General features: G+C 30.2%; 13 protein-coding genes. 7 read left to right on the top strand and 6 right to left on the bottom strand.

What is annotated here, in order from left to right:
- Position 1 precedes the first annotated feature (1 nt).
- The 4 genes from CXF68_RS18995 to CXF68_RS18980 form a co-directional block, all read right to left on the bottom strand.
- A complete protein-coding gene (locus tag CXF68_RS18995; protein WP_101046773.1) occupies positions 2–382 on the bottom strand; it encodes a hypothetical protein in 381 nt (126 codons plus the stop codon).
- Positions 379–2,079 carry a type VI secretion system tube protein TssD gene (gene tssD, locus CXF68_RS18990; protein ID WP_101046771.1) on the bottom strand — a complete coding sequence of 567 codons (1,701 nt, stop codon included), beginning with the start codon at positions 2,077–2,079 and terminating at the stop codon, positions 379–381. Before tssD ends, CXF68_RS18995 begins: the two co-directional genes overlap by 4 nt.
- Before the next feature lie 419 nt (positions 2,080–2,498).
- Positions 2,499–2,873, bottom strand: a complete 375-nt coding sequence (locus CXF68_RS18985; RefSeq protein ID WP_157822009.1) for a hypothetical protein — start codon at positions 2,871–2,873, stop codon at positions 2,499–2,501.
- Between the two features lie 121 nt (positions 2,874–2,994).
- On the bottom strand, positions 2,995–3,972 hold the full coding sequence (locus CXF68_RS18980) for an ankyrin repeat domain-containing protein (RefSeq protein WP_101046767.1): 978 nt from the start codon (positions 3,970–3,972) through the stop codon (positions 2,995–2,997).
- A 384-nt stretch (positions 3,973–4,356) separates the two neighbouring features.
- Between CXF68_RS18980 and rimO the strand changes: the two genes are divergently transcribed.
- The 7 genes from rimO to CXF68_RS18945 all read left to right on the top strand — a co-directional run bounded on the left by rimO (position 4,357) and on the right by CXF68_RS18945 (position 10,124).
- Positions 4,357–5,721: a 30S ribosomal protein S12 methylthiotransferase RimO gene (gene rimO, locus CXF68_RS18975; protein WP_101046764.1), complete on the top strand. Its 1,365-nt coding sequence runs from the start codon at positions 4,357–4,359 to the stop codon at positions 5,719–5,721.
- Positions 5,722–5,873: 152 nt separating this feature from the next.
- Entirely contained in the window at positions 5,874–6,161 is a 288-nt protein-coding gene (locus tag CXF68_RS18970; RefSeq protein WP_101046762.1) for a hypothetical protein, read from the top strand.
- Between the two features lie 143 nt (positions 6,162–6,304).
- Complete coding sequence (locus CXF68_RS18965; protein ID WP_101046760.1) at positions 6,305–6,880, top strand: Crp/Fnr family transcriptional regulator; 576 nt, start codon at positions 6,305–6,307, stop codon at positions 6,878–6,880.
- Between the two features lie 215 nt (positions 6,881–7,095).
- Entirely contained in the window at positions 7,096–8,010 is a 915-nt protein-coding gene (locus tag CXF68_RS18960; protein WP_101046758.1) for a DUF6268 family outer membrane beta-barrel protein, read from the top strand.
- A 10-nt stretch (positions 8,011–8,020) separates the two neighbouring features.
- Entirely contained in the window at positions 8,021–8,416 is a 396-nt protein-coding gene (locus CXF68_RS18955) for a hypothetical protein (RefSeq protein ID WP_101046756.1), read from the top strand.
- A gap of 1 nt (position 8,417) precedes the next feature.
- Positions 8,418–9,329: an NmrA family NAD(P)-binding protein gene (locus CXF68_RS18950; protein WP_101046754.1), complete on the top strand. Its 912-nt coding sequence runs from the start codon at positions 8,418–8,420 to the stop codon at positions 9,327–9,329.
- A gap of 54 nt (positions 9,330–9,383) precedes the next feature.
- Entirely contained in the window at positions 9,384–10,124 is a 741-nt protein-coding gene (locus CXF68_RS18945; RefSeq protein ID WP_101046752.1) for a diphthine--ammonia ligase, read from the top strand.
- A 159-nt stretch (positions 10,125–10,283) separates the two neighbouring features.
- On the opposite strand, the gene CXF68_RS21070 is transcribed toward CXF68_RS18945, so the two are convergent.
- Positions 10,284–10,664, bottom strand: coding sequence for a DUF6122 family protein (locus CXF68_RS21070; RefSeq protein WP_101046750.1), 381 nt, complete (start codon positions 10,662–10,664; stop codon positions 10,284–10,286).
- 230 nt (positions 10,665–10,894) lie between these two features.
- Positions 10,895–13,657, bottom strand: a complete 2,763-nt coding sequence (locus tag CXF68_RS18935; RefSeq protein ID WP_101046748.1) for an Ig-like domain-containing protein — start codon at positions 13,655–13,657, stop codon at positions 10,895–10,897.
- Positions 13,658–13,706: the final 49 nt, after the last annotated feature.

Below are 13,706 nucleotides of genomic sequence, written 5' to 3'. Positions count from 1 at the left end.
ATTATTTTTTTAAATTTTTAGGTAATGCTATTTTTTTAATTTTCCCCATATAAACTGTATCAGACCACTCCATTAAGAAACGAGTTTTATTCCCAAATCTGCTTTCTGAAAAAGAAAAAACAGTATCTGTAACATATCCTTCTTTTTCAAGAAGTAAATCATCAACAAAAGTTGAACTTACTGGTTTTAAAAAAAAGTAGCCTTTTTTATCTGTGTAAGTGTATTTCGCAGACTTAAGGTTCATTTCATGTATCCTTACATTTTCTAAAGGTTCATTTTTCGAATCATAAATATACCCCCTGTAATTATCAACTAGCTTGTAAGACTTATGCCAACAGCTTGTAAATAGGAGTAAAATAAGAATACTCATTAATTTTTTCATTTGTTTAATTTTAATTTAGTTAACCATATAAGCCCTAATAGATCTTTTTCAGAAAGTATTGTTCTTCTATAATAATTAGGAGCAAGATATTCTTCATCTGCATATTTCATTAGGTCAATTTCTTTACCTCCAGTAGGATATCTAGTCCCTTTAATAGGGCTTTGCAGAATCACACTTGGGTGCGAAGTTCCTTTATGTGTATATGAGTGGTATTTTCCCTTTAATTGATCCAATAGTTGATGTCCTATTTCATGAGCGGCAGTTTCTTTAAATTTTCTAATTGCTTTTGATGGTTTTTGATACTCCCATTTTTCATCTTTTAGATAGCCTTCTTTGTAAAACAATTGTCTTGACCCAAACCAGTTACGAGAACGGTTAAAGGTTCCGTTTGCTAAATTCGTAAAAAAGATTATTTCAGGAGCTATCATACCGTTTACGTCGTGTTTACAACTTAAGAAGACCTGATATAACTCTTCATTTATATAAATACCTTTACCTATATTAGCACTGTTTCTTCCCCAATATTTTTCTATCCCCTCTAAAGCTAATCTTTTTAAAGCTTTAAAATCATTGCTTTTATTTCTTGTTTTTATTGGTGCTTTTCTATGTTCTTTTATCTCTTTTTCAGGTATTTTCTCCCAAGGGTAATGAGTGGTAATAGGCGCGTAACTACCGCTACCTGTATCGTAAATGTCTTTTTCCGTTCCTCTTTCTCCACCATCTCTAAGATTCACACGAAGCGTAACATCAATACGTTTGCTATTTTTATTAATTTTTGTATCTACCCAAGTTACCTCTTTATATTCAAAAGAAAACTCACTGCTTTCTGCTGTTTTTTCTATGCCGTTTCGTTTCCCTTTTATGCGAGCTTTTAGTTTGCCTGTGGTAAAAATAGTACTATCATAAATACCATTCTTATCAAAACCATCCCATTTAACAAGGTATTTTCCTTTTGGGTAATTCCTTTGCGTGTTTTGATTATTGGTAGTAGAATTAGACGAATTTCCTGAACCTTTTGCGGTTACAACAACTTCATCTAATGTTTGTTCTCCTGAATAATATGATTGAATAATTTTATTATCATGTAAAAATTTTACTTGAAAATCGTCAATACCATTTTCGTTAATATTTATTTCAAATTCAATGTTTTGGTTTTCTGGCGATTTGTTAAACGCAGGAATTCCTAATGGAACTAATGTTTTTTTATCGGTTAAATGTTGTATGCTTAAGTAAAAGTTCTCCTTTTTCTCAGCAGCTTGCACAGGCGATTGGTAACCTTCCTCCTCAATAGGCGTTATATGCCAGCTTCTATGAATTTTATAACCATAGTTTTGTATAGCAGGAGAAATTATCATTTCTACCCTCATTCCGCCACCGTTAGCATCAAATTTCACCTCATAAAAAACAATAGGAGCATCTTTAAAATACCAGTCTTTTAAATTGTCACCATTTGCATCATAGAAAACAATTTTTCCATCATCAAGAGGGTGTCCTAATTTATAAAGGTCATAATTAACAGTCTTCATGCGTTCTAAAAAACGAAAGTTTGCTTCGAAATCGAAAACAAATTTAAGTAAGCCGCCTTTATTATAGAGTATAGGAGTACCTTTATATTTGTTAAAATCTTTATTGTAAACGGTTTCTGCTGTTAATAGGTCTACTACATGTCCTAAAAAATGTAATTGTGATTTTGCCATAATTTTTTTCTTTGCAATTAATAAGTTTGTAAATCATAAAGTGTTTGATTTGGGAGGTATTGTTCTCAGCGAAAGAACATTGCTTTTTTTTTACAAATGTATTTCATGAAAAAGAGAAATGGTATTAATCCTAACCGTAAAAAAAGTAAGGGAGAACCTTTCTTTTTTTACGGTTAGGATTAATAGTTAAAGTAATTTAAAATAGCTGATTAGTTTTCAACTTAGTAATTTAGTTTGAAGTTAATTACGATAATATAGCTTAACTTATATCTTTAAAAACAAACAGGTATTTGTTTTAAGCTCACTTAATTTTAGTTCCTAGAGCCTAAGTAAAAATAAAAGCCCTAAAAAGAGTTTGTTTTATCGCTGTTTTTATGAAATTATAGGCTTGTACAACGGTTACTAGTGTTATAAACTTTTTAAATTTCATCATCAAACATTTTATTCAACTGCCATTTAGCTACTTTCTGAATTCTTAGAATTCTATTTGCTAATTCAGGATTATATGAGCACCTTTCACAATCAAATCCGATCCAGTCTGGGAAGTGAATTTTTGCAAGTTTAAACATTAGTTTATTAAAACATTTTGGACCGTAACTTTCTATTTTATCTTTGTCTCCAACGATTAAACAAGTTCTATAATGGATTACATAGACAAAGGCACAAGTCAGATTATATGATAGATTAGGTATACCTTCATACTCCCAATAAACTGCCCAAGACATACCCTCAGTCTCCATTTTGGGGTTTGAAATACAAGTTTCTTTTGGTAATGAGTTCTTATGGTAAATCATTGCTATCCAAAATCGAAAGAAAAGGTATATGTGGATTATGTATTCGATGTGTTTTATTGTTTATGGCGTTTTGAATAAAAAGTCGTTTTAATGCTTTTTATTTTGTGTTAATAATTGTTCTTTAGTAAGTATGTCCATATGCCATAATTTTAAAATCATCCGTAACATTCATTTCTTTTATAAAGAGCTCTTTGTTTTTTAATAATCCTGCAATAAGCAAATCGTTCTTTGTTCGGATATCCTTTTCTTGAGGTATCAGAAATGATAAATCAAGATCAAATTTCAATTCATTAGAAGGATCTATCTCTTTATTTATTTTATGAAAAGAAAAATCACCCGAGCTGAATTTCAACTTTTCTATAGCTGCTTCATCGAATTCATCTTCATCATCAAAGTCATCATCGTCGTCTGGATCTACTTCTTGATACCTATTAAGAGTAACTTTGAATTCCTCTATAGAATTGGCGACTAATTGGCTTCCATCAATTGCTACTACATAGAAAGTGTTATCTTGATTCTCTTTTCCAAAACACATTAAAGAATACACCCAGCTATTTAACTTTTCAATAACACTATCTTTATCAACAAAATCAAAAGGAGATTTAGGTATTCCCTTCATGAAGCTAAGCATCATTTGTTCATAGACTGGTTCATAACTTATTCCTTCAGCTTCTTCTAAGGCTGTTCCATATTTACCATCTGCCATTGGATTCGCTCCATAGGTTAAAAGAAGATGGGTCATTTTTAAATTACCATTCCCTGTCGCCATTTGTAGTGCGGTTCTATTGTCACAAAGTGTATCAACAAATACATCACAGGCTAGTAAAGCTTTCATTTTTTCAAGATACTTATCCTCAGAAGCAAAAGAATACAACATTTTGCTGATATTTTCATCACTTGAATGGTTCACAACAAATTTTGTGATCTCGAATGAACCTTTAAAATCGAATTGTGACAAAACAGCTAGTTCAATAGGTTCTTTCCCATATCCACCTGGAGCTGAAAGCGTCATTCCATTAAAGTCATTTCCATTATCAATATAGGTTTTTAGGAATTCTAAATCCCCTGAAATTATAGCATCACTTAATTCTTGTTTCATATAATAATTGTTAAGAATGAAAATAGATGTGCCAATACATATATTTTCATTATGTTTTAAAACAAATTTAATAAAATTTGATAGAGTTTATTATAATGAATACTAAAATTAAAACATATAAAATAGTATATGTAACACAGTGTTGATTATATAGTATGGGAGTACCTTTTAAATTGGTTTAAGCCTTTACTGTGAGTACTATGTGTCTTTAGGAAAAATATTTTATAATTGTTTTTGCGAACGTTTATAAGAATGTGAATTTGTTTTAATTATTTAAAATCAATGTTAGGGAAGCTATCAAAAAAGGGGGTAAGAATCAAACTAATGTATTAAGTGTGTAAAATATTTAAGGTGTATCTTTGCATCCTAAATTTTTATAGTACAATGCGCACAAAAACAATCAAGAAAAACAAAATCAACGTAGTTACTTTAGGGTGTTCTAAAAATATTTACGACAGTGAAGTGTTAATGGGGCAGTTAAAAGCTAATGGTAAAGATGTAGTTCATGAAGATCCTGAAGATGATGGAAATATTGTTGTGATTAATACTTGTGGTTTTATAGGGAAAGCAAAAGAAGAAAGTATTGATACTATTTTACATTATGCGCAACGTAAAGAAGCGGGTGAAATTGACAAAGTATTTGTTTCAGGTTGTTTAAGTGAACGTTATAAACCAGATTTAGAAAGAGAGATAACCAATGTTGACCAATATTTTGGTACGCATGAATTACCTGAGTTATTAAAGGTTTTAGAAGCAGATTATAAGCATGAATTAATAGGTGAACGTTTAACAACAACACCAAAGCATTATGCATATTTAAAGATTGCAGAAGGTTGCGATCGTCCTTGTTCTTTTTGTGCAATTCCTTTAATGAGAGGAAAACACAAATCAACACCAATTGAAGAGATTATTATCGAAGCAACCAAGTTGGCTAAGAAAGGAATTAAAGAATTGATGTTAATTGCGCAAGATTTAACGTATTACGGTTTAGATATTTATAAAAAAAGAGCTTTAGCAGATTTATTAAAAGAGTTAGTTAAAGTTGATGGGATAGAATGGATTCGTTTGCATTATGCATTTCCTTCTGGTTTTCCGATGGATGTGTTAGATGTAATGAAAAGTGAGCCAAAGGTGTGTAACTATTTAGACATTCCGTTACAACACATTAATACTGAGATTTTAAAATCGATGAAGCGTGGTACAACGCATGAAAAAACAACTTCATTAATTCATAAATTTAGAGAAGCAGTGCCAAATATGGCAATTCGTACCACATTAATTGTTGGATATCCAGGAGAGACCGAAGAACAATTTGAAGAGCTAAAAGCTTGGGTAGAAGAAATGCGTTTCGAAAGAATGGGAGCTTTTGAGTATTCTCACGAAGAAAATACAGGAGCTTATGTTTTAGAAGATGATGTACCTGCCGATGTAAAGTTTCGTAGAGTAAATGAAATAATGGAAGTACAATCTCAAATTTCTTGGGAATTGAATCAACAAAAAATAGGAAATACGTATCGTTGTTTATTCGATAGAAAAGATGGCGAATATTTTTACGGACGTACCGAATTTGATTCACCAGATGTTGATAATGATGTAATTGTTGATGCAACTAAGCATTACATAAAATTAGGAGAGTTTATTGATATTAAAATTGATGAAGCTGGAGATTTTGATTTGTATGGAACTCCGTTAGTTAAACAAGAAAAGCCAACAAGTTTAAATCAAAGAAAGAAAATAAATCACCAATAAGAACTTTAAAAGTTTCGGAAAAGGAATTAATGGTTCAGTTATCTATTAATTATCAAGAGAAAAAGCTAGGAAAAATGCCACATTATTAAGACAGTTTTCAAAGAAAAAACAAAACACTTAAAATTTGAGTGTTTGTAATAAATATTTTAAATATGAAGTCATTAAGATTATTTTTTTGCACGACTATTATTATTTCAATACTCAGTTGTTCTTCTTCAAGTGATGATGAATCTATATATTCTTGTGATCCTATTAATGCAATTCAATTGGAGAAGGATTTAAGTAATACAGGTTCATCTTTTGCGGCAAATCCATCGGTAAGTAACTGTAAAGCTTATAAAACAGCTGCAGAAAATTATATAAGAGCATATAGAAATTGCTCATCTGTACAAGATAAGATAACTGAAACAAAACACTTAATAAATCAATTATCTTGTTAATTTTTAAAAATAGAATTTAAAATAACTTTAAAAATCCTGCTTTTAGCGGGATTTTTTATTAATATATTAGACAAATAATAAAACTTGTTTTAATTTATATTTGATAATAAATTTATTAAAAAGGTGTTTAGAAACGGGTTAATATGGAAAGATTAATTGAGTACATTAATAGTTATGTAACTCTAGAGAAAAAGGAGTTAGATATTATTTTATCTTTTTTTAAAAGTAAAACGTTATTGAAAGATAAGTTTATCATGAAAAAAGAACAAGTAGTAACAGACTATTACTTTATAGCTTCTGGAGGTCTTATTATTTATGAAATTAAAGACGAAGTTCAGTATACTAGATATTTAGCCTTTGAAAATGAATTTATAGGGGATATAACTAAAATCAAAAATAGAAAACGCTCAATATCGTATATAAAAGCTATTGAAAACACAACGTTATTTAGTATATCTCATAGCGAGATGGAAATATTATATGATCGTTTTCCTTTATGGCAAAAATTTGGAAGGTTAGTATGGGAAGATGCATTTGCAAGTGTATTATATGGAATACATAACTTTCAAACTTTAACAGCAAAAGAACGGTACCTAGATTTATTAAAGCGTTCGGATTTAGTATTTAGAGTTCCTTTAAAAGATTTGTCTTTATTTTTAGGAATCACCCCACAATCACTTAGTAGAATTAGAAAAGAGATTAGTACTACAAAAAAATAGATTAAATGTAGATAAATACCTCTCGACTGAGCTCGAGGAGATATTTTAAAATTGTGTCAGTTCGAGCGCAGTCGAGAATGTATTATGGAAATGAAACTAGAAAATTAGAGTTTTTATGTCGAACTCTTATTAAATATGTTCTTAATTATCATTTGGTAATTTACTAAAAGCTATTTCGGGCAATATTTGTATTAAACTTAATTAATACAAATAAAATGATTCGTAAAAAAATAGTAATAGTAGCATTGTTTCTTATCTGTAAAATGTACGGACAGGTAACAGGTGATGTTTTTGTTTTAAATGAAGATAGAGATATGTTCTATTTACATTATACACCCGAAATACAGGATAACTCATTGTATGATTATCAAAGAATGAGTACCAAATTTGGGATAGCTCCAATAGTTTTTAATAAAATAGCCTTGTATAATACTATTGGTATGGATTATCATTCAATAGCATATAAAGGGAATAAATTACCATTTCTTAGAGATAAAGAAAAATATTACAATATAAATTATAGCCTATTAGCTCAGTATCGAATTTTAAGAAATTGGTCGGTAAATGCGTTATTTATGCCGCATGTTGTTGCAAGTTTTAATGAGAAGATGACAACGGACGATTTAAATATAAATGGAATTTTATTTGCTGAAAAAAGGTTTAGGAGAAAAGGCAGTAATAATTATTATGTATTAACTTTTGGTGTTGGTTACTTAACATTGTCTGGTAAAACAAGAGTAAACCCAGTAGTAAATTTTATGGGGAATATTAATAATAAAATAACTTTTGCTGTTGGTTTGCCAAATACTTATGTGAAATATAATTTTAATAAAAAACATGCTATTAAAATTTTAGGAGATCTGAATGATTTTACGGCAAGTATTAATAGGCCATTAGTACAAAATCAACCAAATGCTACAATTGTAGACCGTTCTATTTTTACTGCTATTTCGGCAGGAATAGAGTATAATTATTGGCTTTCTAAAAATATTGGACTCATGGTTAGGGGAACACACTCGGTTTATGAAAAATATGGTTTTGAAGATGCTAACGAAAACGAAGTTTATAAGTATAATACGAAACTGCGAGGTTATTTATCAGTCGGAATAAAAATTAAACCATTTAAATAACTAGCAAATTATGAAAAATGAACATTTAATAGAGACTAATTTTACAACCAAAAATCTTTTATTAGTTGCAATACCTGCTTATTTTTTTCCGTCAGTAATGTCTTGGTTTTCTGGATGGATTTTAGATAATACAATTTTAATGAAGGCGAGTTACACCAGCATAGCAATACCATCGTTGGTTGCAACAATAATAGTATACTTTATTTTACGACAAATGCAATTATTTAAAAAATTTCCACAAAACAAGTATGTACGAATTTTTGTAATGATGGTATTAATGATATTATTTTCTTTAATAATAATTAAGTTATTTAAACTTGAAGTTTATATGTTAGATATTATTCCTTCATCAATATTAGGTGCAATGATTACAACTTGGAAATTCCCTTTAATACAATATAAATAGTATGAATTTAAAAAGATCAACTATTGTTGTTTTCGGAGTAACGGGTACCGTAGGAGTAGAGGTTTTAAAAGAATTGAATAAACGCAATTGTTTTGTAAGAGGTGTATTAAGAAATACAAAACGAAAGATTCCAATAGAATTAAATGGGCAGAATAATAGGATTACTTATATAGCCGTAAATTTAGATTCAAAAGAAGAAATTAAAAGAGCGTGTATTAACTCTGATGCTATTTTTTTACTAACAGGAACTTCACCCAATCAAATAACTTATGAAACAAACATTATTGAGGTAGCTGAAGAATTAAAAATTGAAAGAATTGTAAAATTATCAGCACCTGTTTTACCAAACAATACGCATGTAGAGGTTGGAGATTGGCATCGACAAATAGAAAAAAAATTAGCAAAAAGTAATATTGATTATTGTCTTTTACAACCACATTCATTTATGCAAAATTGGGAACGAAATACGTTTACAATTAAATATTTTGGTAAAATATTCGGTGTTATGGAGAATGCAAAAAGGAATTATGTAGACGCTAGAGATGTAGCAGAAATAGCGGTACATTATTTACTAAAACCAGAAAATTTAAAAGGTGAGGCTATCGTTATTTCAGGACCAGAGGCAATATCTCATACAAGCATGGCAAAAAGAATATCTCATGTTACTAATAGAAATGTTGTTTATGAAAATATATCTAGAGATGAATACATGAAAAAGTTAACAAAGCAAGCTAAACTGCCAACTTGGTTGGCACGACATTTAGTAGAGATAGATGTTTTAGCAATTAAACATCCTGAGCCAATAATTGATACTGTTGAAGCTATTTTAAATAGAAAACCTAGAATAATGGATGCTTACTTACAGGAGTCACGTGATTTATTTAAAACATCCAAATGGAATTTTTTCACCTAATAAAGAAATTATAATCCTGCTTTTTGCAGGATTATTTTTTACATCTTTACAATTATGAAAAAAGCCTATTTTAACTGGAGTTCAGGAAAAGATTCTGCATTTGCATTGTATGAAATTTTACAGCAAAAGGAATATCGTATCGAAAAGTTGATAACGAATGTAAATGAAGATTATCAACGAGTTTCTATGCATGGGCTTCATGAAAACTTATTAGAAGCACAAGCTAAAAGTGTTAATATTCCTTTAGAAAAAATATATTTCCCTGCGGATGTTACGATGGATTTGTATAACCAGAAAATGAAAGATAAAACAACTGAGTTAAAATCATTAGGACTTAACCATGCTGTTTTTGGAGATATTTTTTTAGAAGATTTAAAAAAGTATAGAGATTCTAAATTAAAAGAAGTAGGTATTACTGGCGTTTATCCATTATGGAAACAAGACACGAAAACAATACTTAAAGAGTTTTTAAAATTAGGTTTTAAAACCATTACCGTTTGTGTAAATGCTAAGAAATTAGGAAAAGAGTTTGTAGGTAGAGTTATAGATGAAGATTTTATAAACGAGCTGCCAGACAGTGTTGATGTTTGTGGAGAGAATGGCGAATTTCATACTTTTTGTTTTGATGGTCCAATTTTTAAAAATCCAATTGAATTTGAAATAGGAGAGAAGGTTTTAAAATCATATACTTTAAACAAAGATGATTCTCAAAATTGTCATGAAGGTACTTCAGAAAAGGTTAAAAATTACGATACTAGTTTTTGGTATTGTGATTTAACTTTAAAAGAGGCGTAGATTATTTTAGATATGTAATTAATTTTTTGTGATAGCTGATAGTTTATAAATATGCTTAGCCCTGATTGAAGGATTTGTTTGAGCTCCTTGCAAAGAGCGAGTGCGGAAAGCGGGAATTAGCTTCAAAGAATTCTCATTATAAAAAATTGTGATTGTGTATTAAAATAGACTCGTTATTTGTTTTAAAATAGCTTCAGCGGGTGTGTTTATGTAGCATTGTTTACAGTTGTTGTACATAAATAAACAATCTATCAAATCAGTTAGCATGTGTAGTAAAAGGCCTAAACCAATAATGTTATAAGGTTTTTTAAAAAAGAGTAATAGTATATATATAGCGATTGCATAATAAGTATGTAAAAGGTGAAAACCGAAGCTACATCTATTGGCTTGAAAAATAGGGGATGAAAGAAGATGGTCTAAATCGACCAACATGGTAGTAACTAAAATTAAATACACCTTTTTATAATTCTTTCTGAAGAAGAAATAAGCAATTATAAAAGGAAAGCCAAAATGTAAAAAGTAATGAATAAAGGATTGCATAAAATAAAATTAAACAATTTCTCACTTTAGAGCTAATAATGAGTTGGTTTTGTTTCTGATAAAGAGGAGAAGTGATACTTCACATTTATAAGATTTTTTGTCATTGTAAATTTACAGAAGAATATTCATAATTAGAACTGGTATGAATAAATGATTTATGAAAAAAAGATCCCTCTACAGTTTTACCTGTAGAGGGGTTAATTTATAGCTTATATTCTATATTATGAATCTTATTTTTTAAACACTTTTTTGAAATAAACAGCATCATCAATGTAAATTTTAAACAGATATAATCCATTTTCAAATTTCGATAGATCTTGTGTAAATAAATCAATAGTCTCTATTTTTTCTTTATTATAAGATTGTGTTTTTACCAATAGCCCAGCTAGGTTATATAATTCTATTTTTATAGAAGAACTGTTTTTTGCTTTTATATCTAAATTAACAACACTTTTTGTTACCGAAGGAAATAATGACAATTGGTGAGGGTTTTTAGGAGAAACATTTGAACAAGTTCCTGCTTTAGACCATGCCATTTCCCAATATGTTCCAGTTCCTGGTGCATACGCCCATGCTCCTGGAGATGAACACCAACCCGGAACATCGCAATTAAAAAATTCGGTACCATTAACTACTTCTTGGTTTAAAGCGTAAGATGTACCTGCTACATATTGTGGTAAGTTTCCGCAATTTCCACCTACTACTTTAGAAACAGTAATACTAACAGTAGCAGACATTGTTGTTGCTCCGCTATTATCAGTAGCTATTGCTGTTAATGAATAGTCTCCTACAGTTGAATTTGAAATAGTATAACTATATGGAGTTGCAATACTTTCTCCTAATTTAGTTCCATTATTGTAAAATTCCACTTTTGTAACGCTACCGTCGCTGTCAGAAGCATTTGCGGTAATTGAAATGACATCGCCTTCATTAAAAGAGGTGTTATTACTAGGTGATGTTATTGTTACTTTTGGAGCTGCATTTACAATATCTGAAACAGCAGCTGTAATGATTGAAGATGTTGTTGTTGCTCCTTCATTATCAGTTGCTATTGCAGTTAATGAATAATTTCCAGCAGTTGAATTTGTAATCGTATAATTATATGGAGTAATAGTACTTTCGCCTAATTTGTTTCCATTATTAAAAAATTCTACTTTACTAACAGTACCATCACTATCAGATGCGTTTGCTTTTATAGCAATAGACTCTCCTGTGCTAAAAGTAGCATTATTAGATGGTGATGTTATTGATACCTTTGGAGCTTCATTAGTAATAACTCCTTTTTCTTTTACTGTAAAAACAATTGATTTTTCAGAAGTTGCGTTTTTATCATCAGTAGCAACGGCTGTAATAGTGTATTGTCCAAAAGCAGTAGGTGTAAAGCTAGCTGTGTAGCTCGATCCTGATGCTGTTGCATTAATAACAGTATTATTATGTTTAAATATAAAAGTTTGAACAGTTCCTTCCTTATCTGTAGCAGTAGCATTTAAAGTTATAGCAGCTAATTTAGTTACTTCTATTACTTGGTTATTAGCAGGTGCTTGCCATGTTATTGTTGGTGGGTTATTTACTGTATTGTTGTTTCCTGCTGCTTCATTAATAGCCTTTAATATACTAGAAGAAGAGTTGTAGTCTACATCTTGAGTTAGCTCCCATATAATAACTCCTTGATGGCCATAATTTTTTGAGTGGGTTATTTTTTTACCTGCAGCTTTAGGAGTATCAAAATATATTTTTTTACCATTTTCTCCTACAAATCCATTTAAACCACTAGTGTCTTTAGGATCGTAGCTTGTAGCAGCGTTAGGAAATTCTGCTATTACATCTTTATAAGGAACAAATTTAGATCCGTTACCACCATTTGGTTTTTTTTCAGAAAAATCATATCCATACATAGGTACTCCAAAAACTAACTTTGCTTTTGGTACATTAAATCCACCTGCATGATTCCAAGTTGAAGGTGCAATTCCCATCCAATACTCTAACGCATCTTCTGCGCTATAAATAGGATTGTCTGCAGTTTGTTTAGGGTATGTTCCAGCCGGAACTTTATAGAGTGAAGAATGAGGTCCTTCAGGAGAAGCAGCCCAAGAACCAGTAAAATCATAAGACATTAAAGCTACCCAATCCATATAATCAGCAATACCATCATCATAATTGTTACCATACCAAGATGTTCCGAATACAGCAGCAGTAATTAATTTATTTGGCATTTTAGCTCTTAATTTTTGACTTAATTTCTTCAGTCCAACTCCTGCTGGGTGTGCTCCTTTATCAGCATCTCCCCATTTACTACCACGTACACGACCTCCTTGATCTTTAGTACCTTTTATTGTTTGATCAGCCCACCAACATTCTAAATCTAAATCGATACCATCAAGGTTGTTTACGGTAACATAATTTGCGATTAGTGTTGCTATTTCGTCTAATTTTTGATCGTTATTAGAATATTTTGTCATCAACCATAAAAAAGCATAATCTGTTGCTCCACCAAGTGCTACGGATACTTTTACATTTTTGGCTTTTGCTTTTTGAAGCACTCCTAAATCGTTAAGTACAGAATCGACTTTTCTTTCTTGAAATTTATCAAAAGAAATAGAAGCAAAGTCATTACTATTGTAATCATCATTATTCTTTTTAAACATTAAAAAAGAAATGTTCAGGTTTGTTACAACTTCTGGATTAAAATTATTTTTGATATCATAATCAGCTACCCAAGTAGGTAAATAACCAATAATTCTTTGTTTACCATTATATGGAGCTCCTAAGCCACCATCGCCACAGGCACTTATTAATTCCCAAGAGGCAGATTTAGGGGTGTCGTTTGACCAATATTTACATCGATAGTTATTACCTTCATATGAGGCTTTTTGATCTTGTTTATAAGGTTTTTTAGCAGGATCCCATTCAGGTGAACATGCAGGGAAATTATATTGGGCTTGTATAAATAATGCACAAAAAAATAGTGCAAAAAATAAATGTATTTTTTTCATAATATATATAGTTAATTATATAGATAGCTTATGTTTTGTTAATTTGAAG

It is taken from the genome of Tenacibaculum sp. Bg11-29, from assembly GCF_002836595.1.
Taxonomy (GTDB): domain Bacteria; phylum Bacteroidota; class Bacteroidia; order Flavobacteriales; family Flavobacteriaceae; genus Polaribacter.
This window is presented reverse-complemented; position numbering and strand designations above follow the sequence as displayed.

What these genes read in the sequence shown, in the direction of transcription:
- CXF68_RS18995 (WP_101046773.1), bottom strand. Translation starts at nt 382, where the DNA reads ATGAAAAAATTAATGAGTATTCTTATTTTACTCCTATTTACAAGCTGT.
- CXF68_RS18935 (WP_101046748.1), bottom strand. Translation starts at nt 13,657, where the DNA reads ATGAAAAAAATACATTTATTTTTTGCACTATTTTTTTGTGCATTATTT.
- tssD (WP_101046771.1), bottom strand. Translation starts at nt 2,079, where the DNA reads ATGGCAAAATCACAATTACATTTTTTAGGACATGTAGTAGACCTATTA.
- rimO (WP_101046764.1), top strand. Translation starts at nt 4,357, where the DNA reads ATGCGCACAAAAACAATCAAGAAAAACAAAATCAACGTAGTTACTTTA.
- CXF68_RS18985 (WP_157822009.1), bottom strand. Translation starts at nt 2,873, where the DNA reads ATGATTTACCATAAGAACTCATTACCAAAAGAAACTTGTATTTCAAAC.
- CXF68_RS18955 (WP_101046756.1), top strand. Translation starts at nt 8,021, where the DNA reads ATGAAAAATGAACATTTAATAGAGACTAATTTTACAACCAAAAATCTT.
- CXF68_RS21070 (WP_101046750.1), bottom strand. Translation starts at nt 10,664, where the DNA reads ATGCAATCCTTTATTCATTACTTTTTACATTTTGGCTTTCCTTTTATA.
- CXF68_RS18980 (WP_101046767.1), bottom strand. Translation starts at nt 3,972, where the DNA reads ATGAAACAAGAATTAAGTGATGCTATAATTTCAGGGGATTTAGAATTC.
- CXF68_RS18965 (WP_101046760.1), top strand. Translation starts at nt 6,305, where the DNA reads ATGGAAAGATTAATTGAGTACATTAATAGTTATGTAACTCTAGAGAAA.
- CXF68_RS18970 (WP_101046762.1), top strand. Translation starts at nt 5,874, where the DNA reads ATGAAGTCATTAAGATTATTTTTTTGCACGACTATTATTATTTCAATA.
- CXF68_RS18960 (WP_101046758.1), top strand. Translation starts at nt 7,096, where the DNA reads ATGATTCGTAAAAAAATAGTAATAGTAGCATTGTTTCTTATCTGTAAA.
- CXF68_RS18945 (WP_101046752.1), top strand. Translation starts at nt 9,384, where the DNA reads ATGAAAAAAGCCTATTTTAACTGGAGTTCAGGAAAAGATTCTGCATTT.
- CXF68_RS18950 (WP_101046754.1), top strand. Translation starts at nt 8,418, where the DNA reads ATGAATTTAAAAAGATCAACTATTGTTGTTTTCGGAGTAACGGGTACC.